Source organism: Streptomyces sp. NBC_00568, assembly GCF_026341855.1.
In the GTDB taxonomy this organism is placed as follows: domain Bacteria; phylum Actinomycetota; class Actinomycetes; order Streptomycetales; family Streptomycetaceae; genus Streptomyces.
Map to the genome: position 1 here is coordinate 2,513,955 of NZ_JAPENW010000001.1, position 26,851 is coordinate 2,540,805.

The following is a 26,851-nucleotide window of genomic DNA, read 5'->3' on the forward strand; positions in this document are numbered from 1 at the left end:
GGTGCACTCAGGGCTGCACGGCAGGGGGGCGCTGTTCGACACCGATCCGCCCGGGCTCGCGTCACGACTGGTCGGTCTGCGTCCGTACCAGCTCCGCGCCACACCGTACGAACATTCCGGGGAACCGCCCTTCGTGGTGTTCGCGGGCGGCCGGGGACTGGGCAAGACCGCCCTGCTCCTCGAACTGCGCGAGGCCTATCGCGGGCACACCCCGGTCGCTCTGATCGACGGCGAGGAGCGGCAGTTCGCCGCGCCGCCCGCCGACCGTCCCGCGGAGTCCTGGTCGCCGGTGGGGCAGGCGCTCACCACGGCCGCGGAGCAGCTCGCCGAACCGGTGAAGGGCGCCGGAAGGATCGGATTTCCGCGGCTGTCCTCCGGACTGCTGGCCGTGGCGGCGGGCGGCTGGAGCAACCGCGACGTGCCGCGCATACGGCAGGAGGCGGAGCGGATCCTGCTGCTCAACGAGACCGACTCGTGGCTGTCGGGGTTCGCGGGGCGCTGGGTGAGCAAGGTGATCTCCAAGCTCATCGCGTCGATGAGCGGGACGGGCCCGGTGGTGGAGCCGATCATCGAGGCGACCCTGGAGGCCTTCACGGAAGGCGTCTCCCCGGCCCACCGCCGGCTGCGCAGGGCGGCGACCTGGTACCGGGACTATCCGAACGCGGGCGGCAGCCCCAAGCTCGCGCTGATCCTGCTCTCCCGGCACTTCCGGGCGGGCGGCGACTCCCGCAGACACGCCGAACGCCATCTCGTACGGGCGCTGCTGGCCGACCTCGACGACGCGTACACGGGGGTCGTGCAGCGCTCGCACCGGCGGGGGCGCCCGGTCCTGCTGATCGACAACGTCCAGGAGCCCGGGGGCCTCGGGCTCCTGGAGCCGGTTCTGCGCGACCGCTCCGACGGGATCGCGGACCAGGTCGTGTTCTTCGCCGCGCTACGGGGCTACGCGCATCCGGCGCTGCGCAACGCGGGCCGGCTCGCCCTGCCCGAGGCCGCCCGGGAGACCGGCTGGCGGCCCGGCACCTCGCCGTCCTCGCGGGCCCTGCTCGTCTCGCTGCCGCCACTGACCCCCGACGACACCCTGCACATCATGGACACCGCGTCCGGCGATCTCGGCACCGCCTCCGGCGGACCGGTCCCGGTGCCACCCCAACTCCCGCACGCCACCCACCGGTTGACGGGCGGCAGCCCGCTCGGCATCACCCTGCTGGCCGCCTCGGCGCGGCAGAACCTGCCCGAAGGCGCCGACTCGCTGGGCACGTTGCTGACCGCCGATGTCGCCCTGCACGAGGACCACGCCGGCCGCCCCGCCTATCAGGAGCTCCTCGACCGGCTCGTCCCCGGCGGCCGGCTCGACGAACTGACCGTGCTGGCCGCGGCCCACGACCGCGACTCGGCGTGCTCGCTCGCGGAGTCCCGGCTCCCGGAGGACTTCGGCGCGTCGGGCGTCCTGGACCTGGAGGAACGGCTCGCCTCGGAGGGCTGGGCGACCGCGGACGGCCAGTTCGTCGGCGACCCGTTCCTGCGCGCGCTGCTCCTGCTGAGGCTGCATCACGGCGACCGGGACCACGAGCGATGGCGGGCGGTGCACCGCGCCCTCATCGACCACTACCAGGACGCGGGCGAGACCGCTCCGCCCGACGGCGCCCGCTACCGGCTGCACCACGAACTCGCACTCGGCAAGGCGGACTTCGCGGTGGCGCATCTGCGCGACACCTTCCCCCGCTCCGACACCCGCCGCTGGCTGTCCTCGCTGGTCTTCATCGCCTCCGCGCCGTACTACCACGCGCACGATCCGGACGGCCGGGACTTCGACGGCCACGACCACCGGGCCTCCGTCGCCCTCGGCCGCACGGACGCCGCGCAGCTGCCGCCGAACGGCGTGGACGCCGTACTGCACCTACGGGTACGGCGGTTGCTGCACGCGGTGTGGCAGCTGACGGATCCGCTGGTGCTGCCGGACCCGCGGGTGACCGAGCGGCTGCGCTTCGAGCTGGAACAGCTGTCGAACCTGCGGCCCGCGGGCAACGCCCTGCTGTGGCGGGCCTCGCGGGACTGGCCGTCGGACGCCCTGGCCGGCCGGCCGCTGCGCATCCCGGGCGACGACGAGGGGGACCGGTGATGGCGCGCTTATGGGTGTGGCTGCGCGAGGACGTCTGGGAGATTCGTTTCCGCAGGTACATCGCGCTGACGCTCGCGGCCGTCCTCGTGGGCCTCGGCGTGTGGGGCGGCATGACGGCCACGAAGGAGGACCGGTCCTGCGCGCCGGGGGTCGTGCAGCCGAAGGACAGCACCGAGTGCGTGGGCGTCTCCTCGACGACGTACGCCTTCGGGCGTCCGCAGTTCGCCGACGCCGTACGGGCCATCAACCGCGAGAACCACCGTCTGGCACCCGGCAGTTACGTCACCGTCGCCCTGCTCGAACCGTTCACGGCGACCGACCCGGACAACCTCGGCGATGTGCTCCACGAGCTCCAGGGCGCCTATCTGGCGCAGTACCAGGCCAACCACGACACGATCGCGATCGGGCCGAAGCCGAAGATCCGGCTCGTTCTCGCCAACCCCGGCGCCACCGGCGCCTCCTGGCGGCACACGGTCGACCAGCTCGACCGGATGACGAAGGGCCCGGACCGGCTGCGCGCGGTGACCGGGGTCGGGGTGAGCACCGAGAACAACAAGAAGGCGGTCGCGGAACTGACCCGGCGGGGCATCCCGGTGATAGGGAGTTCGATCACCGCCGACGACCTCGCCAACGGGCAGAACGGCGAGGACCCCTTCCGGGGGCTCGCCCGCGTCTCCCCCACCAACACCGACGAGGCGCGCGCCCTCGCCTCCTTCGCCAAGGTGTCGGCGGCCAACGCCTTCCTGGTCTACGACCGGACCGGCGATCCGTACACGCGCACGCTCCAGAAGTCGTTCGAGAGGATGTTCAAGGGCGCGCGCCACATGACCCAGCCGTTCACGCCGCCCGCCGACCGCAGCAAGGAGGGCAGCACCGCCAACGTCTTCGCGCAGATCGCCACCATCCTGTGCAGCACGCCGAAGAGAACGGACACCGTCCTGTTCGCGGGCCGGCACACCCAGTTGCGGCAGTTCATCAACGCGCTGGGCGTCCGGGGCTGCTCCGACCGCCGCTTCACTGTGCTGACCGGCGACGAGGGCTCCTACCTCGCCGGCGACAAGGACCTCGACCCGGCCGCCCTCAAGGACCCGCTGCTGACCGTGCGTTACACGGCCCTCGCCCATCCGGACGCCTGGCTGGAGGACGGTGCGAAGACCGGTGGCAGCGCGGCCGACGCGAAGGTGCTCCAGCGGCTGCTGGACAGTGCCGCGCGGGAGCCGGTCGGCCCCATCGGCAAGGTCGCTCTCGACGACGGCCAGCTGATCATCGCGTACGACGCCATGCGGCTGGCCGTGCGCGGCATCCGCGGAGCCTCGCCGACCGGGCGGACCCCCGCGCTCGCGGACGTCGGCCTCCAGTGGCCCCAGGTGAAGGGCAGGCAGTTGCGGGTGAACGGGGCGAGCGGGTGGATCTGTCTGGACGCCCACGGGAACCCGTACGACAAGGCCGTGCCGATCGTGGAACTGACCCACGACAGCCGCGCCCGCTTCGTGAAGATCGGCTGGCCGGAGGGCAGGCCGCCCGCGGCCGAGTGCCTGCCGCCGTCCTAGCCGACGTCCGCGTAGGAGTGCTTGCCGCTGACGAAGATGTTGACGCCGTAGTAGTTGAACAGCCAGCAGCCGAAGGCGATCAGGGCGATGTAGGCGGCCTTGCGGCCCTTCCAGCCGGCCGTGGCCCGCGCGTGCAGGTAGCAGGCGTAGGCGACCCACGTGATGAACGCCCAGGTCTCCTTGGGGTCCCAGCCCCAGTAGCGGCCCCAGGCGTCGCCCGCCCAGATCGCGCCCGCGATGATCGTGAACGTCCACAGCGGGAAGACTGCGGCGTTCACGCGGTACGAGAACTTGTCGAGCGAGGCCGAGGCGGGCAGCCGCTCCATGACGGAGGTGGCGAACCGGCCGGGCTGTCCGCCGTTGACGAGCTTGTTCTCGTAGGAGTCCTTGAAGAGGTAGAGCAGCGTGCCGACGGCGCCCACGTAGAAGACGGCGCCGCACAGGATCGCGGTCGAGACGTGGATGTACAGCCAGTACGAGTGGAGCGCGGGAACCAACTGGTCGCTCGCGGTGTACAGGACGGTGACGGCGAGACCGAGATCGAGGAGGACCGTGGTGACCAGGGGGAGGCCGAGCCAGCGGACGTTCTTCTTCAGCGCGAGCAGGACGAGGAAGACCCCGACGGCGACGGTGGAGAAGGTGATGTTGAACTCGTACATGTTGCCCCACGGCGCCCGCCGCACGGACAGGGCGCGGGCGACCACACCCGCCGCCTCGACGGCCCACGCGAGCACGGTGAGGGACACGGCGATCCGCCCGTAGAGGTCGCCCTGCTCGTCCCCGCCGTGCGCACCGGGCCCGTCGGGCACGTCCCGCGCGCCCACCGCGGACCGGGTGACGACCTTCGGCCGCTCCAGTACGGCGGTGCCGCCGGACTTCTGCACGGTGACCTCGGGGGCCGCCGCGGCCGTCTTGGCGCCGTTCGCGGTGAGCGCGTTGGCGGTGCGGGCGACCTTGCTGCGGCTGCCGAAGAGCCACTCGGCGATGTAGGCGAAGAAGGCCAGGGTGTAGACGGCCATCGCCGAGTAGATCAGCGTGTTGCTGATGTTGGCGAGGTGTTCGTTGGTCGCGGTGGCCAGGTCGGTCACGGCGCCCAGGTCGTGTGCGGTGGCGAGCGTCACTGCTTCTCAGCCCCTTCGGCGGCTGTCGCGGTCGGTTCGGCGTCGGCGTCGGTGGGTGCCGCGTCGTCGTCGGGCTTGGTGGGTGCCTGTTCGTGCACGAGCGCGGCCAGGTCGCCGAGCTCCTCGGGAAGCTTCGCGGACTCGCTGCGGCCGAGCCCGGCCATCTCGACGACGGTGACGCCGTCGGCGCCCGTGGTGGCCCGCACCCAGACACGGCGGCGCTGGATGAACAGCGATCCGGCGAGGCCGAAGATCGCGGCGAACGCTCCGGCCAGCGCCCAGTCACTGCCGGGCTGCTGGGTGACCTGGAAGTTCGCCCACTCCTTGATGTCCTTGTCGAAGGTGATCGAGCCGGCGCCGTCCGGCAGCGTCATCGTCTCGCCGGGCCGCAGCCGCGACTTGAGGATCTCGCCCTTCGCGTCCTTGAACTGCTTCATGTGGGAGGTCTCGAGCTGGTACACGTTCTGCGGGAGACCCGCGTCGACCCCCAGGCTGCCGTGGAAGCCGCTCAGCGCGAGCACGGGGTAGTCGAGCGCGGGGAACTGGGAGAACATGTCGCCCTTGCCCGCCCCGGCGAAGGTCGGCACGAAGAAGGCGGAGAAGCCGAGCTGTTCGCTCTTCCCCTGCGCGTTCCTGTAGCCGTCCATGACCTTGACGGCGCCCTGTGAGGTGACGTTGGAGTCCAGCGGCAGCAGGGGCACGGCCTCGTGGAAGACGACCTTGCCCTTGCCGTCCCGGACGGTCACGACGGGCGCGTAGCCGTGGGCGGTGAGGTAGACCTTCGAGTCGCCGACCACCAGCGGCTCGTTGACCTTGACGACGGTCTTCTTCTCCTTGCCGTAGGCACCGACGCTGTAGTCGACGGTCGCCTGGTACGTGCGGGGCGTGCCCTTGTTGGGGCCGGTCCGCTCGTAGGTGCCGGTGAAGTTCTTCAGGTCGAAGCTGAACGGCGTGAGGTCGTCGGTGCTGAAGAGGTTGCCGGATTTGAAGTCGTCGTAGGACAGCAGCGTGTTCGAGAAACCGTCACCCTCGACGATCAGCTTGTTGCCCTCGGACTTGAAGAGCTGGCCCCAGGCGAAGGCGACGAGCATCACGATCAGCGCGATGTGGAAGAGCAGGTTGCCGGTCTCCCGCAGATAGCCCTTCTCCGCGGCCACGGCGTCCTTCTCGATGTGCGCCCGGAACCGCTTCCGCTTGAGCACCTCGAGCGCGATCTCGCGGACCTGCTCGGGATCCGCCGCGGTGCGCCAGGTCGCGTACGCGGGCAGCCGGGACAGCCGCTTGGGGGCGCCCGGCGGACGGCCGCGCAGCTGCCCGACGAACTGCCAGGTGCGGGGCACGATGCAGCCGATGAGCGAGATGAACAGCAGGATGTAGATCGCGGAGAACCACACCGAGCTGTACACGTGGAAGAGGCCGAGCCGGTCGTAGAGCGGACCGAGCAGGCTGTGCGCGTCCTTGAACTCCTGCACCTTCGCCGCGTCCTGGTTGGACTGCGGGATGAGCGAGCCGGGGATGGCGCCGAGCGACAGCAGGAAGAGCAGGATCAGTGCGACCCGCATCGACGTCAGCTGGCGCCAGAACCAGCGGGCCCAGCCGACGAGCTCGCGGGCGGTCCAGGCGATCCATCCCGTGGCGCCGGGTGTCCGCGCGCCGCCGAAGGAGCCGGGCATCGCCGTCTCCACGGGCGCGGTGGACAGCTGCGAACCGGCCTCGCCGAGTTCGCCGTCGGCGCTCACCCCGATGTGCCGCTTGGCGGGCGCCGGGTCCGGAGTCCCGCCCGGGCCGGTGCCGGTGTCGGTCGTGCTCATGGATCAGATCCCTACCGTGAAGCCGCTGGACCACGTCTGCATCTGCTGCACCAGGCTGTCCCAGGCACCTGTGAGCAGGAGCACGCCGGTCACGATCATCATCGTGCCGCCGATGCGCATGACCCAGATGTAGTGGCGCTTGACCCAGCCGAACGCACCGAGCGCCTTACGGAAGGCGACAGCGGCGAGGACGAAGGGCACGCCGAGACCGAGGCAGTACGCGACGGTCAGTATGGCGCCACGGCCGGCACTCGCCTCGTTGGAGGAGAGCGCCAGCACGGACGCGAGAGTCGGGCCGATGCAGGGAGTCCAGCCGATACCGAACAGCGCGCCCAGTATCGGTGCCCCGACCAGACCCGCCACGGGCCGCTTGTGGAAGCGGAACTCGCGCTGCGTCAGCCAGGGCATCATCCCCATGAAGAAGACGCCCATGAGGATCATGAGCACGCCGAGCACCTTGGACAGAGTGTCCTGGTACGCGAACAGCGTCGACCCGAAGTATCCGAACAGGGCCCCGCCGGAGACGAACACGGCGGTGAAGCCGAGCACGAACAGACTCGCGCCCGCGGCCATCCGCCCTCGTCTGGCCTCCGCGAGATCCGTGCCGCTGACCCCGGTGACATACGACAGATAGCCGGGCACGAGCGGCAGCACGCAGGGCGAGAAGAAGGAGATGAGGCCGCCTAGCACCGCGAGCGGCACCGCAAGCAGCAGGGCGCCGCTGTAGACCGTGGTGTTCCCGTCGAGCGGGGCGGCGAGATACGTGGACGCGTGGAGAAGGGACACGCCGCTCACTTCTCCGCGACGATGGGGTCGAGCATCTCGTGCAGCTTGTCTTCGCTGAGTGCCTGGAGCGTGCGGGCCGCGATCTTCCCGTCCCGGTCGATGATGAGCGTCGACGGGATCGTCTGCGGGTTGAGCGTGCCCTTCTTGAAGCGGAGCATCAGCCTGCCCGTCGGGTCGTACAGGCTGGGGTAGGTGACGCCCTTGTCCTTCTCGAACGCCTTCGCCAGGGACACGTTCGCGTCACGCGTGTTGATGCCGACGAACTGCACGCCCTGCGACGCGGTCTCCTTGGCGACCTTGACGAAGTTCGGCGCCTCGGCGCGGCACGGCGGGCACCAGGAGCCCCACACGTTCAGGACGACGACCTTGCCCTTGTAGTCCGCGACGTCGAGCTGCTTGCCGTCGACGGTCTTGCCGGAGAGGTCGGGGATGGCCACCCGCTCGCTCTTCACCACCGTCGAGATGCCGTCCTTGCCGGCGACGTAGCCGCTGCCGCCGGAGCCGCCCTTCGTGCCGCCCGACCCGCACGCGGTCAGGACGAGCGCGGCGACGGCGGCCCCTGCGGTGTACAGGGCGGCACGGCCACGGGTGCGGTTCGGGCGCTGGTCTGCGCGGCAGGCGGCACTCATGTGAAAAGTTTCGCATGCCCGTTTCGGGGATCTTCCGCACCCCCCTTGCGGGTGGAAACCCGCATTTCAGGCGGCCTGCCCCCGGAGGTAGGAATTCCAGCCGCCGGAGGGCCGCTCCGCCACGTCCAGCGACTGGAGCTTCGCCAGCACCTCGGGCCGCTGCACATCCAGCCAGTCCACGAACTGGCGGAAGGAGACGAGGCGCACGTCGGCGCTCTTCTCCTTCTCCCGGGCGATGTGGGTGAAGGCCTGCTCGACGGCGTCCATGTAGATGCCGCCGTTCCAGTCCTCGAAGTGGTTGCCGATGAAGAAGGGGGCGCGATTCGTCTCGTATGCCCGCTTGAATCCGGAGATGTACGATTCGGCCGCCTGGGTGCGCCAGGCCGGGTAGTTGTACGAGGGCGCCCGGGTGGAGTTGACCGACTGGTTGGCGAGGATGTTGTAGTCCATCGAGAGGACCTCGAAGCGGTGCCCGGGGAAGGGCATCGCCTGCAGCGGCAGGTCCCAGAGCCCCTGCTTCCTCTGCGGCCAGCGCTGGACACCGCCGGGCGAGGAGGCGTCGTAACGCCAGCCGAGCTCCCTGGCGACGGGCAGCAGGTTGCTCTGGCCGAGCAGACACGGGGTGCGGGCGCCGACGAGTTCCTTCTCGTAGTCGAAGGGAAGCGCGGGCAGATCCGTCCAGCCCGAGTTGGTGCGCCACTCGGTCACGAAGGACTTGGCCTGCTCGATCTCGCTGCGCCACTGCCGGGCCGTCCAGTTGGCGACCGAACCGGAGCCGGAGCAGAAGTGGCCGTTGAAGTGGGTGCCGATCTCATGGCCGTCGAGCCAGGCCCGGCGGACCAGCTTCAGCGTGGACCTGACGTGCTCGTCGCTCAGGTAACCGATGTCCGAGGCGCCGCGGGGGTTGTTCGGCGGCAGGTACAGGCGCTTCTTCGACTCGGGCAGCAGATAGAGCCCGGAGAGGAAGAACGTCATGTGCGCGTCGTTCTCCTCGGCGAGCTGGAGGAAGCGCTCGAAGAGGCCGGTGCCGACCTCTCCGGCGCCGTCCCAGGAGAAGACCACGAACTGCGGCGGGGTCTCGCCGGGTTCCAGCGGCACGGGGCGCTCGGGCTGGCGCGGCTGCTTGCCCGTGTAGGCGGTGGAACCGTCACCGATGGGGCGCGCGGGCCGCTTCGGGGCGCCCGGCTCGCCGGTGGCGGCCGTGGGGGAACCGCCGGGGTGACCCACGGCGTCCTTCCGCGCGATGGTGCCGCATGCGGCAAGTCCCAGCGTGGCCGCGGCACCTGCCCCGAGGCCGATCATTCCCCTCCGGCTGACGTCCCGCATACGGTCCTCATTTCATCGCACCCTCTCAGCTGGCTCTCAGCTGGCACCCCATGAGAGGGCACGATGAAGTCGGAGGTTCCGTCCAACGCGCACAGATTTATATGATTTTACGAAGATGCGCCCATTCAGCCGGACTTATCTGCTTTTGCCCGTCAGGCCCCGAACGCCTTGTCCTTGCCCTTCACCGGCTTGGCACCCGCGAGGAGATGAGCCGGAACCAGATCGCGCGCGGGCTCGGTGTAGCCCACGGACACGATCTTGTCGCCCCGGTAGGTGAAGGTCGTCAGGGACGCCAGCGTGCACTGCCGCTTGCGCGGGTCGTGCCACAGCCGCCGCTTCTCCACATAGCTGCGCACGATCCAGATCGGCAGCTGATGGCTCACCAGCACCGCCTCGTGGCCGCGCGCCGCGTCCTTGGCGGCGTCCAGCGCGCCCATCATCCGCACGACCTGCTCGACGTACGGCTCGCCCCAGGACGGCTTGAAGGGGTTGACGAGGTGCTTCCAGTTCTCCGGCCGCCGCAGCGCGCCGTCCCCGACTCCGAAGGTCTTGCCCTGGAAGACGTTGTCCGCCTCGACGAGCCGCCCGTCGGTCGCCAGGTCGAGACCGTGGGCCTTCGCGATCGGCGTCGCCGTCTCCTGCGCCCGCTCCAGCTGCGAGGCCACGACATGCGTGACGTCACGCGACGCGAGGTGCTCGGCGACCCGGTCGGCCATCTGCCGTCCGAGCTCGGACAGGTGGTACCCGGGCAGCCGCCCGTAGAGCACCCCGTCCGGGTTGGCGACCTCGCCGTGCCGCATCAGGTGGACGACGGTGATGTCGTCCTTGCCGGTGGTGTCGCCGTTGCTCGTGGGGTCGCTCATGCCGTGGCCTCCGCCGCTGCCCGCGCCGCCGCCGGAAGGGCGTCGGCGATCCGCTGAACCGCCTGCTCGTCGTGGGCCGTCGACACGAACCACGACTCGAACGAGGACGGCGGCAGATACACGCCCTGCGCCAGCATCGAGTGGAAGAACGCGGTGTAGCGGAAGGACTCCTGCGCCTTCGCGCCTTCGTAGTCGCGCACCTCACGTCCCGTGAAGAAGACGGAGAACATGTTGGAGGCGCTCTGCAGGCGGTGGGTCACACCCTCCTTGGTGAGCGCCTCGGTCACCAGCGTCCGGATCCGCTCCGACACCGCGTCGACCTTGTCGTACGCCGCGTCGTCGAGGAGCCGCAGCTGCGCGAGCCCGGCGGCGGTGGCCACCGGATTGCCCGAGAGCGTTCCCGCCTGGTACACCGGCCCGGCGGGCGCGAGGTGCGCCATGACGTCCTCACGGCCACCGAACGCGGCGGCCGGGAAACCGCCGCCCATCACCTTGCCGAAGGTCATCAGGTCGGGGCGCACGCCGTCGATCCCGTACCAGCCGGCCTTGCTCGTACGGAAGCCGGTCATCACCTCGTCGGAGATGAAGAGGGCGCCGTTCTTCGCGCAGGCGTCCTTGAGGCCCTGGTTGAAGCCGGGCGCGGGAGGCACCACACCCATGTTGCCGGGCGAGGCCTCGGTGATCACGCAGGCGATCTCACCGGGGTGCGCGTGGAAGGCGGCCTGCACGGCTTCGAGGTCGTTGTAGGGCAGGACGATGGTGTCGGCGGCCTGGGCGCCGGTGACGCCGGGCGTGTCGGGCAGCGCGAAGGTCGCCAGCCCGCTGCCCGCCGCGGCGAGCAGCGAGTCGACGTGCCCGTGGTAGCAGCCGGCGAACTTGACCACCTTCGACCGCCGGGTGAACCCGCGGGCCAGCCGGATGGCCGACATGGTCGCCTCCGTACCGCTGGAGACGAGCCGGACCTGCTCGACGGGCTCGACGCGCGCGACGATCTCCTCGGCCAGGGCGACCTCGCCCTCACCGGGCGTACCGAAGGACGTACCGCGGGAGACGGCTTCCTGAACGGCGGCGATGACCGCCGGGTGGGAGTGCCCGAGGATCATCGGACCCCAGGAGCAGACGAGGTCGACGTACTCACGGCCGTCGGCGTCCGTCAGGTACGGACCGGTGCCGGACACCATGAACCGGGGCGTACCGCCCACGGCTCGGAAGGCGCGCACGGGAGAATTCACGCCACCGGGGGTGACGGCCGCCGCACGGTCGAACAGCGACTGCGAGGCTGGGGCTTCGTAGGGATAAGGCAGTTCGGTCATGACCTGCGACGTCTCCGACTCCGGGGGGCTAGTGACCTCCTCAGGGTAGGCCAGGGGCCCCGGGGGTCCGTGAGGGGAAGAACAAGGCGACCGTGAACGGATGAACCCGGCCCGACGTACGGCTCCACAGAGGAAAGATCCCGGCCATCGTGGGGCCGGTGTGACGGAGGCCGGTACGACTACCGGGTTCCTTCCCCCGGCCATCTGCGAAACTGGGCTACGAACGGACAGCTCACATGAACGACGGTGTTCAGGGGCCGCGAAGATCCCGCGGACAGGTGTTTCGGCGTACGTTTCGGCGTGCGACCGTGGGGGAGGTCACTGTCACGATGATCGGGTTGCGTGGCGGGGGTCGCGCGACTTAGAAAAGCAGTCGGGTGGAGATATGCATCGCGGTGGCGGACTGGGCGAGGGGACCGACGACCTCAACCCTCGGCGTGCCCGGCGGGGGAAACACCGGCGCGAGGCGGAGGAAGCGGCCGGCGCAAGAGCTGGACAGGCACAGGGATCGCAGAGTGACCCCGAGCGGATCGACCGCGCGGTGGAGCGGCTGCGGTCGGAGAGCGGGAATGGTGGCCGGGTGGGGGTGACGTACAAATACTTCGGCGCGCCGGACGGCGCGACGGCGGCCCGGGTCCCGATCTCGATGCGCCCCGAGGAACTCGGCGGCGACGAGCTCGGCATGAACGGCATGTTCACCAAGATCAAGCCGGAAACGATGGCCGCGATGGTCCTCACCGGCATAGAAGGCGTCCCCCTGCACAAGGTGCCGCCGCTCGAACTGGTCGTTCTGCACCCCGACTACGCCGTGGTCAAGCTCCCGATGACCGTCGTCGACCCGCTGCGCGGCATAGGCGAGGAGGCCGTCGGCGCGGCCGCGTTCATCTGGTCCACCGTCCCGGACCGGGGCGGCCCGCGAGACGCGTTCAACGTCTATCAGCTGCTGCACGAGTGGCAGGACTTCTCGCACCGCCTGCATGAGGCGGGACATCAGCCGTACTGCCTGGTGTGGCCGTGACCCGGGTTCTCCAGGGAATCTGACCCGGGTCTCCCCCGGAACCCGGCCCACCGGCGCCGGGACGTTCAGAGCCCGCCCGCCACCCGGAGTACCGCGCCCGTCGTGTACGAGGCGTCGTCCGACAGCAGCCAGGCAACCGCGCCGGAGATCTCCTCCGGCCGGCCCGCGCGGCCCATGGGGATGCCGGCGGCCACCCGGGCCGGGCGCTGCGGGTCCTCGTGGAAGTCCGTCCAGACCGTGCCCGGGGCGACGCAGTTCACCCGGATGCCGTCGGCCGCCACCTCCTTGGACAGACCGATGGTCAGAGCGTCGACGGCGGCCTTCGCCGCCGCGTAGTGGACGTACTGGCCCGGACTGCCCAGGGGGTCGCCGCGGCGGACGAGACGTTGACGATCGCGCCCCCGCCGGCCGCGGTCATCTCCCGTACGGCACGGCGCGCGCAGAGCAGATAGCCGAGCACGTTGACCGCGAGGGCGTCCCGCATGCCGTCGGGGTCGGCGTCGGCGAGCCGTCCGTTGGGTCCGCTGACGCCCGCATTGTTCACCAGTCCGGTGACCGGGCCGAGTCCGGCCGCCGCGTCGAAGAGCCCGTCGACCGCCGCGGGGTCGGAGGTGTCCACGGCCACGGCCAGACAGTTCCGGCCCGCGTCGGCGACGGCGTCCGCCACCGCGTCGGCCGCCGCGCGGTCGGACCGGTAGCCGATCACGAGGTCGTGGCCCTCCTGGGCCAGCCGCCGGCAGACGGCCGCGCCGATACCGCGACTGCCCCCGGTCACCACCGTGATCTTCCGTCCGCCCCGCATGATCGCCTCCCTCTCCCGCCCGGCCGATCAGTGTGCCAGGAACGGGGTCAGGGACTCGTCAGGGCGGGGGCCCGGGGTGTCAGGGAGGCGTCAGCACTCGGTTCGCCGTAGTCCGGGGCGCCTTCCATGGGAGACGGACGCGTACCGGGGCAGTCGTACGGCGAGGAGCGAGCGAGGGATGGGTGAGGGCGCGGTGCGGGCGACAGGTGAGGGTGCGGGCGGGAGTGCCGGACGGCCGCGTGTCGTGGTCGGGGTGAACGGGTCGCTGGGCGGCCTGGCGGCCCTGCACCGGGCCGCGTACGAAGCCCGGCGCGGCGGTACGGAGCTGGTGGCCGTGTTCGCCTGGGAGCCGCCCGGCGGTTCCCTCGCACACCGGCGCGCGCTCTGCCCGCTGCCACTGGAGGACCTCCGGCGGGACGCGGGCCGACGGCTGCTCGCCGCGCTCGAAACGGCCTTCGGCACCGCGGGACCCGGGGTTCCCTACCGGGCCGTGGTCGTGCAGGGGGCCGGCGGGCCCGCCCTGGTGGAGACCGCCGACCGGGAGGACGACCTCCTGGTGGTCGGGGCGGGAGGCCGCGGGCCGGTGCTCCGGGCGCTGCTCCCCTCCGTCGCCCGCTACTGCCTCGCGCACGCCCGCTGCCCCGTGCTGGCCGTACCGCCCTCGCCTCTGACGGACCACCTCTCCGCGGTGCACCGCCGGATCACTCTGCGCCTGCCCATGGACGCACGGGAGCTGACGGAGGGCCGGTCCTGAACGCACGGGAGCTGACGGAGGCCCGGTCCTGAACGCGGAGGGTGACATGGGGGGGTGCTCGGGCCCGTCGTCCACGGCGCGCCCCGCGTCCCGCCCCGGCGAGGAGAGCATGAACGTCTCCGACCTGGCCACCCGGGTCCGCGCCGAACTGGAGGACGGCTGCAACCGTGCCCAACTTCCGCTCCCCCGGCTGATGTTGGAGCCGGGGCGGGCGATCGTCGGCCCGGCCGGGGTCGCCGTCTACCGGGTCCTCTCCGTCAAACGGACCGGCGCACGGACCTTCGTCGCCGTCGACGGCGGCATGAGCGACAACCCGAGGCCCGCGCTGTACGGCGTCCGGTACGCGCCCCGGCTCATCGGCCGGGCCTCCCGCACACCGCCCCGCCCCGTCACCGTCGTGGGCCGGCACTGCGAGGCGGGCGACATCCTCGCCGACGAGGTGGCGCTCCCGGGCGACGTACGCCCCGGAGACCTCCTCGCCGTGCCCGCGGCCGGGGCGTATCACCTCTCCATGGCCTCCGGTTACAACCTGGTCGGCCGTCCGCCCGTGGTCGCGGTGTCCGACGGCATCGCCCGCGTCCTCGTACGCCGCGAGTCGCTGGAGGACATGAGCCGCCGGGACGTGGGGATCTGACGCCGGGTCCCCGCGCGGCCTATCGGGGTGAGCAGACGAGTCGCCGCCGATCGGGTCACGTGTGGGGCCCCGCACCGGCCCGCGGGACACCGCGCCTTCTCGGTGAATCAGCAGGTCAGGAAGGTCAGCCCGCCCGCGAGCGGTGGCGCGAGCGGCCGATGGGGGATACGCCGACCGTGGGCCGGGCGAACTTCTCAAGTGGTGCGCTTCACGCTCCGGCTTGACGGTGGATCACGTCGGGCCGGGTTTTTGTCTGCTGATAAGAGGTCAGCTGCCGGGTCACGACGGAAGGACTCCGAAATGCGATCTGCCCGCATGCTCCTCGCCGCCGCGACGGCCACCGCCGCTCTCGCGATCGCCGCCCCCGGCGCCTACGCCGTCTCGGCCGGCGACTGGGACCACGGCGACTCCTCCTCCGCCAGCAAGGAGCACGACTCCTCTTCCTCCAGCAAGGAGCATGACAAGGGCTCCTGGAAGGACAGCGAGCACGACAAGGGCTCCTGGCACCACGAGAAGCCGGAAGGCGGCGTGCACACCGGCGGCGGCGCGCTGACGGCCATCACGGCGGACGACTGGAACAAGGACGACAAGAAGTACGACCCGGAGACCTACAAGGACAAGGGCTCCTCGGACACCGAGAAGGGCTCGGGTTCGTGGGAGAAGGACTCCTCGGGCTCCGAGAAGGGTTCGGGCTCGTGGGAGAAGGACTCCTCGGACACCGAGAAGGGCTCGGGTTCCTGGGAGAAGGACTCGGAGCACGGCAAGCCCCACGGCGGCGTGCACACCGGTGGCGGCGGTCTCGCCACGCCGGGTGTCACGGCCGGTGGAGTCGCCATCCTGGGTGTCGCGGCCGCGGGCGTCTACGCGCTGCGTCGTAGAAGCGCCGAGGGTGGTGTGGCCTGACCATGCCTGACGACATAGCGGCCCGGGCCGCCACCCACGATCCCCGTGGCGGCCCGGCCGGCTCTCCTTCTCCGACACCTCCGCCAACCCTCACCTGTGTCCCTTCTCCGCCCCGGCCCCTGGCCCTCTCTCCCTCTCCCTCTCCCTCTCCCTCTCCCTCTCCCTCTCCGTATCCCTCTCCCTCTCCGTATCCGTATCCGGTTGCCGGTCTATGGCCTTGCGCCCTTGCCCCCGTTGCTCCCCTTTCTGCCGTACCTGCGCTCGCCGCCGTTCCTGCTCTCGCCGCTGTTGCTGCTCCTACCGCTGTTCCTGTTCTTGCTGCTCTTGCTGCTCTTGCTGTTCAAGGTGTTTCGGCCCTGTCCGCTCTGCTGCCCTGACCCGATGAGGTGGTGCCCGATGGCAGCCCGGTTGTCCTCTCCTGCCGAGAGCCCGTTCACGTCACCCGGCCGGAACTCCCGGCGGCGTGTGACGTGGATCGTGTGGTGCGCCGGCATCGCGGTCCTGCTGGCGATGAGCCTGTTCCGCGGCCATGACGAACCGTCCGGCCCCTCCCCCGCCTCCCGGGCCGGAGCTGCCCCCGCGCCCGCGTCCTCGGGGGCGCCCTCGGCCGTTCACGAGGACGGGAAGCATCTCCCGCGGGCCGAGCCCACCCGTCTGCTCATCCCGAAGATCTCGGTGGACGCGCCCTTCACCGACCTCGTCATCGACGACTCGGGCCGGCTCCAGCCCCCGCCCGCGAACGACACCAACCTGGTCGGCTGGTACGCCAAGGGTGTCTCCCCCGGTGAGCGGGGTGCGGCGATCATCGCCGGGCACGTCGACACGACGACCTCGGCCGCGGTGTTCGCCGGTCTCAGCGACCTGAAGAAGGGCGACAAGTTCAGCGTCCAGCGGTCCGACGGCCGGACGGCGTCCTTCGTCGTCGACAGCGCGGAGACCTTCGCGAAGGACGACTTCCCCGACAAGCGGGTGTACGCCGACACTCCCGACGCCCAGGTGCGCCTCATCACCTGCGCCGGCACCTACGACCGCTCCGTCAAGGACTACACCGACAACCTGGTGGTCTTCGCCCACCTCGTCTGACCGGGCGACGGAGTGGACGGAACGCCCGGACGTCGCGGGGAGTCGGCGATCCGGAGGTCTCCCCGCTCGCCGACTCCCGCCTGGTGCACGTCGTTCCATCAGCTCTTCGCCACAAGTCCCTCGAGCGCGATGTTGAGTTCGAGGACGTTGACCCGGGGTTCGCCGATGAAGCCGAGGGTCCGGCCGTCGGTGTGCTCGTCGACCAGCTTCCGCACCTGGGCGACGGACAGTCCGTTCCTCTCCGCGACGCGGTGCACCTGGATGTCCGCGTAGTCGGGGGAGATGTCCGGGTCCAGGCCGGAGCCGGAGGAGGTGACCGCCTCGGCGGGCACGTCCGCGGGCTTCACCGTGTAGCCGGTGACCGAGTTGTCCTTGACGACGGCGGCCTTGGCGTCCTTGACCCACGTGATCAGGTCGGCGTTGTCACCGGACCGGTTGGTGGCGCCGGACAGGATCAGCTTGTACCGGGTGTTGACGCTGTTGGCGCCGAGGCCGTTCTGCGGGCGGCCCTGGAACCACTTCAGGTCGGGCTCCGGGGTCTCCTGGCCCTTCTTCAGCGGCAGGTTGTAGGCCTGGCCGATGAGCGAGGAGCCGACGACCTTGCCGTCCGCCGTGATCTCCGAGCCGTTCGCCTTGCCGGAGAACAGTCCCTGGGCCACCCCGGTGACGGCGAGCGGATAGAGCACTCCGCAGACGACGGTCAGGACGAGCAGGGCCCGCAGGCCGGCCCCGAGCAACCGGGCCGTGTTGGTTACCGAGTTGTTCATGGTGATCAGCACGCTTTCGAGGAGTTACAGCCCGGGGACGAGGGAGATGAGCAGGTCGATGACCTTGATGCCGATGAAGGGCGCGACCAGACCGCCGAGACCGTAGATCCCGAGATTGCGTCGCAGCAGCCTGTCGGCGCTGACCGGGCGGTACCGCACACCCCGCAGGGCGAGCGGCACCAGCGCGATGATGATCAGCGCGTTGAAGATGACCGCGGAGAGGATCGCGGAGTCGGGCGAGGACAGGTGCATGACGTTGAGCTTGTCCAGGCCCGGGTAGACCGCCGCGAACAGCGCCGGGATGATCGCGAAGTACTTGGCGACGTCGTTGGCGATGGAGAACGTCGTCAACGCGCCCCGGGTAATCAGCAGTTGCTTGCCGATCTCGACGATCTCGATGAGCTTGGTCGGGTTCGAGTCGAGGTCGACCATGTTCCCGGCCTCCTTGGCGGCCGAGGTGCCGGTGTTCATGGCGACACCCACGTCGGCCTGGGCGAGCGCGGGGGCGTCGTTGGTGCCGTCGCCGGTCATCGCGACGAGCTTGCCGCCCGCCTGCTCCCGCTTGATGAGCGCCATCTTGTCCTCGGGAGTCGCCTCCGCGAGGAAGTCGTCGACGCCCGCCTCCTCGGCGATCGCCTTGGCGGTCAGCGGGTTGTCGCCCGTGATCATGACGGTCCTGATGCCCATGCGGCGCAGCTCGTCGAACCGCTCGCGCATGCCGTCCTTGACGACGTCCTTGAGGTGGATGACGCCCAGGATCCGGGCCCCGCGCGGGTCCTCGACGGCCACCAGCAGCGGGGTGCCGCCCGCCTCGGCGATCCGGTCGGCCAGGGTGTCGGCGTCCGGGGAGACCGTGCCGCCCCGCTCCTTCACCCAGGCGATGACCGAACCGGCCGCGCCCTTGCGGATCTTCCTGCCGCCGACGTCCACCCCCGACATCCGGGTCTGGGCGGTGAAGGCGATCCACTCGGCGCCCGCCAGCTCACCCTGGTGCCGTTCGCGCAGCCCGTACCGCTCCTTCGCCAGGACGACGATCGAGCGCCCCTCCGGCGTCTCGTCGGCCAGCGAGGACAGCTGGGCCGCGTCCGCGACCTCGGCCTCGGTCGCCCCCGTCACCGGGACGAACTCCGACGCCTGCCGGTTGCCCAGCGTGATGGTGCCGGTCTTGTCGAGCAGCAGGGTGGAGACGTCACCGGCGGCCTCGACCGCGCGGCCCGACATCGCGAGGACGTTCCGCTGCACCAGACGGTCCATGCCCGCGATGCCGATCGCGGAGAGCAGGGCGCCGATGGTGGTCGGGATCAGGCAGACCAGCAGGGCCACCAGCACGACCATCGTGAGGTGGGTGCCCGCGTAGTCCGCGAACGGCGGCAGGGTGGCCACGGCGAGCAGGAAGACGATGGTCAGGGACGCGAGAAGGATGTTCAGCGCGATCTCGTTGGGCGTCTTCTGCCGGGCCGCGCCCTCGACCAGGGCGATCATCCGGTCGATGAAGGTCTCGCCGGGCTTCGTCGTGATCTTGACGACGATACGGTCGGAGAGGACCTTCGTGCCGCCGGTGACGGCCGAGCGGTCTCCGCCGGACTCACGGATGACCGGGGCCGATTCCCCGGTGATGGCCGACTCGTCGACGCTCGCGACACCCTCGACGACATCACCGTCGCCGGGGACGATGTCGCCCGCCTCGCAGACGACCAGGTCACCGATCTTCAGCTCGGTGCCGGGCACCTGCTCCTCACGGCCACCCACCAGACGTCGGGCCACCGTGTCGGTCTTGGCCCTGCGCAGGGTGTCCGCCTGCGCCTTGCCGCGCCCCTCGGCCACCGCCTCCGCCAGGTTGGCGAAGACGACGGTGAGCCACAGCCAGGCGCTGATCGCCCAGCCGAACCAGTCGCCCGGGTCCTTGAAGGAGAAGACCGTCGTCAGGACGGAGCCGACGAGGACCACGAACATCACGGGCGACTTGACCATCACCCGCGGGTCGAGCTTGCGGAAGGCGTCCGGCAGCGACCTGAGAAGCTGCTTGGGGTCGAACAGACCCGCGCCGACCTTTCCTTCGTCCTTGTGGCCGGTCGGCACATCGCTGTGCGGCGCCCGGGTCGGGGTGGCTGTGGACATCGAGTCCTCTTGGTTCTCTGTACGGGTGGTCATGACGCCAGACCCTCGGCCAGCGGGCCCAGTGCGAGGGCCGGGAAGTAGGTCAGGCCGGTGATGATCAGGATCGCTCCGACCAACAGGCCTGTGAACAGCGGCTTCTCGGTACGCAGCGTGCCCGCGGTCTCCGGCACCGGCTTCTGCTCGGCGAGCGAACCGGCCAGCGCGAGGACGAACACCATCGGGACGAAACGGCCGAGCAGCATGGCCAGCCCGATCGTGCTGTTGAACCACTGCGTGTCGGCGTTCAGACCGGCGAAGGCCGAGCCGTTGTTGTTGGCGCCCGAGGTGTAGGCGTACAGGATCTCGGAGAAGCCGTGCGCGCCGGAGTTGGTCATCGAGTGGCCCGGGGTGGGCAGTGCCATCGCGGCGGCGGTGAAGACGAGCACCAGCGCCGGGGTGATCAGGATGTAGCAGGCCGCGAACTTGATCTCGCGGGTGCCGATCTTCTTGCCCAGGTACTCCGGGGTGCGGCCGACCATCAGACCGGCGACGAACACCGCGATGATCGCCATGATCAGCATGCCGTAGAGACCGGATCCGGTACCACCGGGCGCGATCTCGCCGAGCTGCATGCCCAGCATCGTGATGCCGCCGCCCAGACCGGTGAAGGAGGAGTGGAACGAGTCCACCGCGCCGGTCGAGGTCAGCGTGGTCGCCACCGCGAAGATCGACGAGCCGCCGACGCCGAAGCGCGTCTCCTTGCCCTCCATCGCCCCGCCAGCAATATCGAAGGCCGGGCCGTGGTGGTGGAACTCGGTCCACATCATCAGCGCGGTGAAGCCGATCCAGATGGTGACCATCGTCGCGAGGATCGCGTAGCCCTGCTTGAGGCTGCCGACCATCCGGCCGAAGGTCCGGGTCAGCGCGAAGGGGACGAGAAGGATCAGGAAGATCTCGAAGAGGTTGGTGAACGGGGTCGGGTTCTCGAAGGGGTGGGCACTGTTGGCGTTGAAGTAGCCGCCGCCGTTGGTGCCGAGCTCCTTGATGGCCTCCTGCGAGGCCACGGCCCCGCCGTTCCACTGCTGCGAGCCGCCGAAGAACTGGCCCACCGCGTGGATGCCGGAGAAGTTCTGGATGGCGCCGCACGCCACCAGGACGACCGCGGCGACGACGGACAGCGGAAGCAGGATGCGCACCACACCGCGCACCAGGTCCGCCCAGAAGTTGCCGAGTTCGCCGGTGCGTGACCGCGCGAAGCCGCGCACGAGCGCCACGGCGACCGCGATGCCGACGGCCGCGGAGACAAAGTTCTGCACGGCCAGACCGGCGGTCTGCACGACGTGGCCCATGGCCTGCTCGCCGTAGTACGACTGCCAGTTGGTGTTCGTCACGAACGACGCGGCGGTGTTGAACGCCTGGTCCGGGTCGATGGACCGGAAGCCGAGCGACCCGGGCAGGTGACCCTGGACGCGCTGGAGGACGTAGAGGAAGAGAACGCTGACGGCGGAGAAGGCGAGGACACCGCGCAGATAGGCGGGCCAGCGCATCTCCGTGTTCGGGTCGGCGCCGATGCCCTTGTAGATCCACTTCTCGACGCGCAGGTGCTTGTCGGAGGAGTAGACCCGGGCCATGTGGTCGCCGAGGGGACGGTAGGCGAGTGCCAGTGCCGCCATGAGGGCCAGCAGCTGGAGTACGCCGGCGAGGACGGGGCTCATATCAGCGCTCAGAACCTCTCCGGGAAGACGAGGGCGAGGACGAGATAGCCCAGCAGGGCGACGGCCACGACCAGGCCGACGATGTTCTCGGCGGTCACAGCTTCGTCACCCCCTTGGCGACGAGGGCCACCAGCGCGAACACCGCGATCGTGGTGACGACGAAGGCCACGTCGGCCATCGTGAGCTCCTAGAAGAGGTGCGAATCGAACGGACGCTTAGAGGAGAACTCCTCTAAGGCCGGGATCCGGCCACCGTTGACGCCTCCCATACGGGGTGCTGCACGCCTTTGACGCATCCCTTACGAGTCACCGCGGAACCCCTGGCCGAAGGCCCCCGGAAGGTGTCGGGACCGGACCGAGTGTCGGGGATCCCCGCACCCCCGTCCCCGGGCTTACCCTCCGCCCGTGTTCAACGTGACGGGGATCCTGAAGCGGCTGGTCATCGGCCGGGCGATGCGCAGCGAGGAACTGCGCGAGACGCTGCTGCCGAAACGGCTGGCCCTGCCGATCTTCGCCTCCGACCCTCTGTCGTCCGTGGCGTACGCGACGCAGGAGATCCTGCTCGTGCTCACCCTCGGCGGACTGGCGTATCTGCACTTCACGCCATGGATCGCGGGCGCGGTGGTGGCTCTGATGACGGTTGTCGTGCTGTCGTACCGGCAGGTGGTGGACGCCTATCCGAGCGGCGGCGGCTCCTTCGAGGTGGCCTCGACGAACCTGGGCCCCTCGGCGGGACTGGTCGTCGCCGCCTCGCTCCTGGTCGACTACGTGATGACGGTCGCCGTCTCGGTCGCCTCCGGCGTCGACAACATCATCTCGGCACTCCCCGGACTCGCCCACCAGCGCGTCCCGATGGCACTCGTCTTCGTCGCCCTGCTCGCGGCCGTCAACCTGCGCGGGATGCGCGAGTCGGGGCGGGCCTTCGCCGCACCGACCTATCTGTTCATCGGCGGCGTGCTGATCATGGTGATCACCGGACTGATCCGGTACGCCCTCGGGGACCCGCCGGTCGCCGAGAGCGCCGCCTACGGTGTCACGCCGGACCCCGCCGACGCGCACCTGACGGGCCTGGCCCTGCTGATGCTGGTGCTGCGCGCGTTCTCCTCCGGCTGTACGGCGCTGACCGGTGTGGAGGCGATCTCCAACGGCGTGCCGGCGTTCCGCAAGCCCAAGTCGCGCAACGCGGCCACCACGCTCGCGGCGATGGGCGGCCTCGCGATCGCGATGTTCGTCGGCGTCACCACGCTGGCGCTGGTCTCGAAGGTGCACATCACGGACGACTCGTGCCGGCTGACGGGACTGGACGGCGACTGCGCCTCCTACACCCAGCGCACGGTCATCGCGCAGATCGCGGCGGCGGTGTTCGGCGGGGAACACAGCTTCGGCTTCTACTTCATCCAGGCGGTGACGGCCCTCGTGCTGATCCTCGCCGCGAACACCGCCTTCAACGGCTTCCCGCTGCTGTCCTCGATCCTCGCCCAACACCGCTATCTGCCACGCCAGTTGCACAACCGGGGCGACCGACTGGCGTTCTCCAACGGCATCGTGGCCCTCGCGATCGTCGCGGGCCTGCTGCTGTGGGGCTACCGGGCGAACGTGACCAGCCTCATCCACCTGTACATCCTCGGCGTGTTCACCTCCTTCACGCTCTCCCAGCTCGGCATGGTGCGGCACTGGAACCGTGAGCTGCGCGGCACTCCCGACGCGGCCACGCGGCGCCGTCACCACACGGCGCGGGTGATCAACGCGGTGGGCGCGGTCGTCACCGGACTGGTCCTCCTCGTCGTCCTGTCCACCAAGTTCACCGAGGGCGCGTGGCTGGCCGTCCTCGCGGCGGCCGTGCTGTGGCTGACGATGCGCGCGATCAGGCGCCACTACGACGCCACGGCGGCGGAGCTGGCGGTGACCGACCCTCGCGCCGAACTCGTACCGCCCAGCCGGGTGCTCGCGATCGTGCTCGTGTCCACACTCCACAAGCCGACGCTGCGGGCTCTCGCCTACGCGCATGCCATCCACGCCGACGGGCTGGAGGCGCTGACGGTCTCCGTCGACCCGGACGCGACGGCCGAACTGCGCAGGCGCTGGGAGGAGTACGGCATCGACGTACCGCTGAAGATCGTCGACTCCCCCTACCGCGAGATCACCAGGCCGGTCGTCGCGTATGTCCGCGCGGTGCGCCGCGACAGCCCGCGCGACATCGTCGCCGTCTTCGTCCCCGAGTACGTCGTCGGCCACTGGTGGGAGAACCTCCTCCACAACCAGTCCGCCCTGTGGCTCAAGAGTCGGCTGCTCTTCACCCCGGGCGTGATGGTGACGAGCGTGCCCTGGCAGCTCACCTCCTCGGCCCACGGCGACCGGCCGGCGGCCCGGGCACCGGGTTCCGTCCGCCGAGGGGAGCCGCAGGCCCCTCCGCAGGCGAGGCGCCGTTAGCCGGGGCGCTGCCGTCCGGCACCCGGCCCGGGCGGTCGCGGCGCTCCCCGGACCCGGCGGAGGAGGCGTGGAGGCCGGCACCTGCGGCGGCACCGGCGGTTCCCCCCTTGGCGCCCCCGTGATGCGCGACCAGCCGGTCTTAACGCAAGCTTGACGCGTAGGGCCCCCTGGACGCGTGGGCCCATGGATCACTCTCTGCATACGCTGATGGCGCCGTCTCCTCGATGGCCGGAACCGATCGAAGAGACGTACGTCAGGAGAGTCACCGATGGCCAGCACCGAGCCCGCCCCACCGAGCCGCTTGCGGGCGTGGATGCTGGAAGGCCTGTCCGACATGGGCAAGGGCAAGGGCCGCCAGGTGCCCCGGCCGGCTGAAACCGCGCCCGTGCACAAGGGGCAGCGCTGGTGGCGGGTCATGTGCCTGACCGGCGTCGACTACTTCTCCACCCTCGGCTACCAGCCGGGCATCGCCGCCCTCGCGGCCGGACTGCTGTCCCCCGTGGCGACCATCGTGCTCGTCATCGTCACCCTGGCGGGCGCGCTGCCCGTCTACCGCCGGGTGGCCGAGGAGAGCCCGCACGGTGAGGGCTCCATCGCGATGCTGGAACGGCTGCTGTCCTTCTGGAAGGGCAAGCTGTTCGTCCTCACCCTGCTGGGCTTCGCCGCCACCGACTTCCTGATCACCATCACCCTCTCGGCGGCCGACGCCTCCACCCACCTGGTGGAGAACCCCCATCTGAACAGCGCGCTGCACGACAAGCAGATGGTGATCACCCTGTTCCTCGTGGCCCTGCTGGGCGCCGTCTTCCTCAAGGGCTTCCTGGAGGCGATCGGCGTCGCGGTGGTGCTGGTGGGCATCTATCTCGCGCTCAACGTCGTGGTGGCGGCGTCGGGAATCTGGCAGGTGATCACCCACGAGTACGTCGTCACCGACTGGACCACCGCCCTGACCGCCGAACACGGGAACGTCTTCGCGATGATCGGGGTGTCCCTGCTGGTCTTCCCGAAACTCGCGCTCGGTCTGTCCGGCTTCGAGACCGGCGTGGCGGTCATGCCGCACGTGGAGGGCGACCCGGGCGACACCGAGCAGAAGCCGGCCGGACGTATCCGCGGCGCGAAGAAGCTGCTGACGACCTCCGCCGTGATCATGAGCGTCTTCCTGATCGTGACCAGCTTCATCACCACCGTGCTGATCCCGGAGAAGGAGTTCGAGCCGGGCGGCCAGGCCAACGGCCGCGCGCTCGCCTATCTGGCGCACGAGTACTTGGGCAACGCCTTCGGCACGGTCTACGACGTCTCCACGATCGCCATCCTGTGGTTCGCCGGCGCCTCCGCCATGGCCGGGCTGCTCAACCTCATGCCGCGCTATCTCCCGCGCTACGGCATGGCCCCGCACTGGGCGCGCGCCGTCCGCCCCATGGTGATCGTCTTCACCCTGGTCGCGTTCCTGGTCACCTGGATCTTCGACGCCGACGTCGACGCGCAGGGCGGCGCGTACGCCACCGGTGTCCTCGTCCTGATCAGCTCCGCCGCCATCGCCGTCACCATCGCCGCCCGCAAGGCCCGCCAGAAACACTGGGCCACCGCCTTCGCCGTCATCTCGGCGGTCTTCCTCTACACGACCGTCGTGAACGTCATCGAACGCCCCGACGGCGTGAAGATCGGTGCCTGCTTCATCGCCGGCATCATCCTCGTCTCCCTGCTCTCCCGGCTCGCCCGCGCGTTCGAACTGCGCGTGACCAGCATGACCATGGACGGCATGGCCGAGCGGTTCGTACGGGACATCGCGAGCCGGCGGATCCGGTTCATCGCCAACGAGCCCGACAAGCGCGACGTCGCCGAGTACCGCGAGAAGATCGAGCAGATCCGCGCCGACCACGACCTCCCGCCCCAGGAGGACTTCGTCTTCCTGGAGGTCACCGTGGGCGACCCCTCGGAGTTCGAGTCGGTCATGAACGTACGCGGCGAAGTGCTGCACGGCCGCTACCGCGTCCTCACCCTGGAGTCCTCCTCCATCCCCAACGCGCTCGCCGCCCTGCTGCTGCACGTCCGCGACAGCACGGGCTGCATCCCGCACATCTACTTCGAATGGACCGAGGGCGACCCCTTCACCAACTTCCTGCGCTTCTTCCTCTTCGGCCAGGGCGAGGTCGCCCCGGTCACCCGGGAGGTCCTGCGCGAAGCCGAGCCCGACCGCGCACGGCGGCCACGGGTGCACGTCGGCTGACCCGGCCCGCGGCCCGGATCGGCCGGCCCCGCCCGGGCCCGTCCCCGTCCCCGCCCGGGCCTGTGCGGCGGCCGACACCCCGGGAGCGGGTGAGAGGCCGGTAATAAAGCCGGGCGCGGACCGCTCACCAGGTCGCGCGCCTCCGACGGCTTGGCAGACTGGTCGGGTGCCCCACCATGTGCTGCTCGCCGAGGACGACCGCGCCATCCGCCATGCCCTGGAAAGGGCGCTCACGCTGGAGGGCTACGAGGTGACGGCCGTCGCCGACGGAGTGGAAGCACTGGCCCAGGCCCACCGCACCCCACCGGACGTCCTCGTCCTCGACGTCATGATGCCCGGCATCGACGGCCTCCAGGTGTGCCGCGTGCTGCGCGCCGAGGGCGACCGCACTCCGATCCTGATGCTCACCGCGCTCGTCGAGACCGCGGACCGCATCGCCGGCCTGGACGCGGGCGCCGACGACTACGTGGTCAAGCCGTTCGACGTCGAGGAGGTCTTCGCCCGGCTGCGGGCGCTGCTCCGCCGCACCGGGAACGGCACCTTCGACGACGCCCCCGCACCGGCGCCGCGGGAGCCCCGGACCTCCGGCGCGCAGATCTCCGCGGCCGGGCTGCGCATGGACGTCCAGGCACGCCGGGTCTGGCGCGGCCGGCGCGAGCTGGAACTGACCCGGACCGAGTTCGAACTCCTCGAACTCCTCGTCCGCAACGCGGGCATCGTCCTGGACCACTCCACCATCTACGACCGGATCTGGGGCTACGACTTCGGGCCCGGCTCCAAGAACCTCGCCGTGTACGTGGGTTATCTGCGGCGCAAGCTCGACGAGCCGGGGGCACCGGCGCTGATCCACACCGTTCGGGGCGTGGGGTACGTCCTGAGGGAGGACTGAGTGCCACCACCC

General features: G+C 70.3%; 20 protein-coding genes and 2 pseudogenes. 10 read left to right on the forward strand and 12 right to left on the reverse strand.

Annotated elements, in window-relative coordinates; all coding sequences use genetic code 11:
* Nucleotide 1: 1 nt before the first annotated feature.
* Complete coding sequence (locus OOK38_RS10840; protein ID WP_266761427.1) at nt 2-2,122, forward strand: hypothetical protein; 2,121 nt, start codon at nt 2-4, stop codon at nt 2,120-2,122.
* Nucleotides 2,122-3,672: a hypothetical protein gene (locus OOK38_RS10845; protein ID WP_266761425.1), complete on the forward strand. Its 1,551-nt coding sequence runs from the start codon at nt 2,122-2,124 to the stop codon at nt 3,670-3,672. Before OOK38_RS10840 ends, OOK38_RS10845 begins: the two co-directional genes overlap by 1 nt.
* Here the strand turns inward: OOK38_RS10845 and ccsB are convergent.
* The 7 genes from ccsB to hemL form a co-directional block, all read right to left on the reverse strand.
* On the reverse strand, nt 3,669-4,793 hold the full coding sequence (gene ccsB / locus OOK38_RS10850; protein WP_266761423.1) for a c-type cytochrome biogenesis protein CcsB: 1,125 nt from the start codon (nt 4,791-4,793) through the stop codon (nt 3,669-3,671). The two genes, OOK38_RS10845 and ccsB, sit on opposite strands and share 4 nt — an antisense overlap.
* On the reverse strand, nt 4,790-6,604 hold the full coding sequence (locus OOK38_RS10855; protein WP_266761421.1) for a cytochrome c biogenesis protein ResB: 1,815 nt from the start codon (nt 6,602-6,604) through the stop codon (nt 4,790-4,792). The genes ccsB and OOK38_RS10855 overlap by 4 nt, the downstream gene beginning before the upstream one ends.
* 3 nt (nt 6,605-6,607) lie before the next feature.
* Entirely contained in the window at nt 6,608-7,390 is a 783-nt protein-coding gene (locus tag OOK38_RS10860; RefSeq protein WP_266761420.1) for a cytochrome c biogenesis CcdA family protein, read from the reverse strand.
* A 5-nt stretch (nt 7,391-7,395) separates the two neighbouring features.
* Nucleotides 7,396-8,019: a TlpA disulfide reductase family protein gene (locus OOK38_RS10865; protein WP_266761418.1), complete on the reverse strand. Its 624-nt coding sequence runs from the start codon at nt 8,017-8,019 to the stop codon at nt 7,396-7,398.
* Between the two features lie 66 nt (nt 8,020-8,085).
* A complete protein-coding gene (locus OOK38_RS10870) occupies nt 8,086-9,345 on the reverse strand; it encodes a hypothetical protein (RefSeq protein WP_266761416.1) in 1,260 nt (419 codons plus the stop codon).
* A 152-nt stretch (nt 9,346-9,497) separates the two neighbouring features.
* The gene (locus OOK38_RS10875) at nt 9,498-10,208 is read right to left on the reverse strand and encodes a histidine phosphatase family protein (protein WP_266761414.1); all 711 of its coding nucleotides are present in this window, start codon (nt 10,206-10,208) and stop codon (nt 9,498-9,500) included.
* The gene (hemL, locus tag OOK38_RS10880) at nt 10,205-11,521 is read right to left on the reverse strand and encodes a glutamate-1-semialdehyde 2,1-aminomutase (protein WP_266761412.1); all 1,317 of its coding nucleotides are present in this window, start codon (nt 11,519-11,521) and stop codon (nt 10,205-10,207) included. The genes OOK38_RS10875 and hemL overlap by 4 nt, the downstream gene beginning before the upstream one ends.
* Nucleotides 11,522-12,101: 580 nt before the next feature.
* Here hemL and OOK38_RS10885 point away from each other — a divergent pair.
* Nucleotides 12,102-12,539 carry a hypothetical protein gene (locus tag OOK38_RS10885; RefSeq protein WP_003974483.1) on the forward strand — a complete coding sequence of 146 codons (438 nt, stop codon included), beginning with the start codon at nt 12,102-12,104 and terminating at the stop codon, nt 12,537-12,539.
* Between the two features lie 65 nt (nt 12,540-12,604).
* Here the strand turns inward: OOK38_RS10885 and OOK38_RS10890 are convergent.
* A pseudogene (locus OOK38_RS10890) lies at nt 12,605-13,341 on the reverse strand (SDR family oxidoreductase).
* A 178-nt stretch (nt 13,342-13,519) separates the two neighbouring features.
* Between OOK38_RS10890 and OOK38_RS10895 the strand changes: the two are divergent.
* The 4 genes and pseudogenes from OOK38_RS10895 (at nt 13,520) to OOK38_RS10910 (ending at nt 16,715) form a co-directional block, all read left to right on the forward strand.
* Nucleotides 13,520-14,095 carry a universal stress protein gene (locus tag OOK38_RS10895; RefSeq protein ID WP_266761409.1) on the forward strand — a complete coding sequence of 192 codons (576 nt, stop codon included), beginning with the start codon at nt 13,520-13,522 and terminating at the stop codon, nt 14,093-14,095.
* A gap of 85 nt (nt 14,096-14,180) precedes the next feature.
* Nucleotides 14,181-14,729: pseudogene (locus OOK38_RS10900) on the forward strand (diaminopimelate decarboxylase); the annotation flags it as partial.
* Between the two features lie 300 nt (nt 14,730-15,029).
* Complete coding sequence (locus OOK38_RS10905) at nt 15,030-15,632, forward strand: hypothetical protein (protein WP_266761407.1); 603 nt, start codon at nt 15,030-15,032, stop codon at nt 15,630-15,632.
* A gap of 396 nt (nt 15,633-16,028) precedes the next feature.
* Nucleotides 16,029-16,715 (forward strand): class F sortase, encoded by a 687-nt coding sequence (locus OOK38_RS10910; protein WP_266848376.1) that lies wholly within the window; start codon nt 16,029-16,031, stop codon nt 16,713-16,715.
* Between the two features lie 98 nt (nt 16,716-16,813).
* On the opposite strand, the gene OOK38_RS10915 is transcribed toward OOK38_RS10910, so the two are convergent.
* Genes OOK38_RS10915 through kdpF form a run of 4 tightly spaced genes read right to left on the reverse strand, consistent with a single transcriptional unit; the run spans nt 16,814 to nt 21,392 of the window.
* Nucleotides 16,814-17,482, reverse strand: coding sequence for a potassium-transporting ATPase subunit C (locus OOK38_RS10915; RefSeq protein WP_266761406.1), 669 nt, complete (start codon nt 17,480-17,482; stop codon nt 16,814-16,816).
* A 24-nt stretch (nt 17,483-17,506) separates the two neighbouring features.
* Entirely contained in the window at nt 17,507-19,633 is a 2,127-nt protein-coding gene (gene kdpB / locus OOK38_RS10920; protein ID WP_266761405.1) for a potassium-transporting ATPase subunit KdpB, read from the reverse strand.
* Nucleotides 19,630-21,294 (reverse strand): potassium-transporting ATPase subunit KdpA, encoded by a 1,665-nt coding sequence (gene kdpA / locus OOK38_RS10925; RefSeq protein ID WP_266761403.1) that lies wholly within the window; start codon nt 21,292-21,294, stop codon nt 19,630-19,632. Before kdpA ends, kdpB begins: the two co-directional genes overlap by 4 nt.
* Before the next feature lie 8 nt (nt 21,295-21,302).
* Nucleotides 21,303-21,392, reverse strand: a complete 90-nt coding sequence (gene kdpF / locus OOK38_RS10930; protein ID WP_033264828.1) for a K(+)-transporting ATPase subunit F — start codon at nt 21,390-21,392, stop codon at nt 21,303-21,305.
* A gap of 306 nt (nt 21,393-21,698) precedes the next feature.
* Here kdpF and OOK38_RS10935 point away from each other — a divergent pair, with 306 nt between their 5' ends.
* The 3 genes from OOK38_RS10935 (at nt 21,699) to OOK38_RS10945 (ending at nt 26,839) form a co-directional block, all read left to right on the forward strand.
* Nucleotides 21,699-23,723, forward strand: coding sequence for an APC family permease (locus tag OOK38_RS10935; RefSeq protein WP_266848378.1), 2,025 nt, complete (start codon nt 21,699-21,701; stop codon nt 23,721-23,723).
* 268 nt (nt 23,724-23,991) lie between these two features.
* Nucleotides 23,992-25,950, forward strand: a complete 1,959-nt coding sequence (locus OOK38_RS10940; RefSeq protein ID WP_266761399.1) for an amino acid transporter — start codon at nt 23,992-23,994, stop codon at nt 25,948-25,950.
* Between the two features lie 166 nt (nt 25,951-26,116).
* A complete protein-coding gene (locus OOK38_RS10945) occupies nt 26,117-26,839 on the forward strand; it encodes a response regulator transcription factor (RefSeq protein WP_266761397.1) in 723 nt (240 codons plus the stop codon).
* Nucleotides 26,840-26,851 lie beyond the last annotated feature (12 nt).

What these genes read in the sequence shown, in the direction of transcription:
- hemL (WP_266761412.1), bottom strand. Translation starts at nt 11,521, where the DNA reads ATGACCGAACTGCCTTATCCCTACGAAGCCCCAGCCTCGCAGTCGCTG.
- OOK38_RS10915 (WP_266761406.1), bottom strand. Translation starts at nt 17,482, where the DNA reads ATGAACAACTCGGTAACCAACACGGCCCGGTTGCTCGGGGCCGGCCTG.
- OOK38_RS10870 (WP_266761416.1), bottom strand. Translation starts at nt 9,345, where the DNA reads ATGCGGGACGTCAGCCGGAGGGGAATGATCGGCCTCGGGGCAGGTGCC.
- OOK38_RS10940 (WP_266761399.1), top strand. Translation starts at nt 23,992, where the DNA reads ATGGCCAGCACCGAGCCCGCCCCACCGAGCCGCTTGCGGGCGTGGATG.
- OOK38_RS10855 (WP_266761421.1), bottom strand. Translation starts at nt 6,604, where the DNA reads ATGAGCACGACCGACACCGGCACCGGCCCGGGCGGGACTCCGGACCCG.
- OOK38_RS10875 (WP_266761414.1), bottom strand. Translation starts at nt 10,208, where the DNA reads ATGAGCGACCCCACGAGCAACGGCGACACCACCGGCAAGGACGACATC.
- OOK38_RS10910 (WP_266848376.1), top strand. Translation starts at nt 16,029, where the DNA reads ATGGCAGCCCGGTTGTCCTCTCCTGCCGAGAGCCCGTTCACGTCACCC.
- OOK38_RS10865 (WP_266761418.1), bottom strand. Translation starts at nt 8,019, where the DNA reads ATGAGTGCCGCCTGCCGCGCAGACCAGCGCCCGAACCGCACCCGTGGC.
- kdpB (WP_266761405.1), bottom strand. Translation starts at nt 19,633, where the DNA reads ATGACCACCCGTACAGAGAACCAAGAGGACTCGATGTCCACAGCCACC.
- kdpA (WP_266761403.1), bottom strand. Translation starts at nt 21,294, where the DNA reads ATGAGCCCCGTCCTCGCCGGCGTACTCCAGCTGCTGGCCCTCATGGCG.
- OOK38_RS10905 (WP_266761407.1), top strand. Translation starts at nt 15,030, where the DNA reads ATGCGATCTGCCCGCATGCTCCTCGCCGCCGCGACGGCCACCGCCGCT.
- OOK38_RS10895 (WP_266761409.1), top strand. Translation starts at nt 13,520, where the DNA reads ATGGGTGAGGGCGCGGTGCGGGCGACAGGTGAGGGTGCGGGCGGGAGT.
- OOK38_RS10845 (WP_266761425.1), top strand. Translation starts at nt 2,122, where the DNA reads ATGGCGCGCTTATGGGTGTGGCTGCGCGAGGACGTCTGGGAGATTCGT.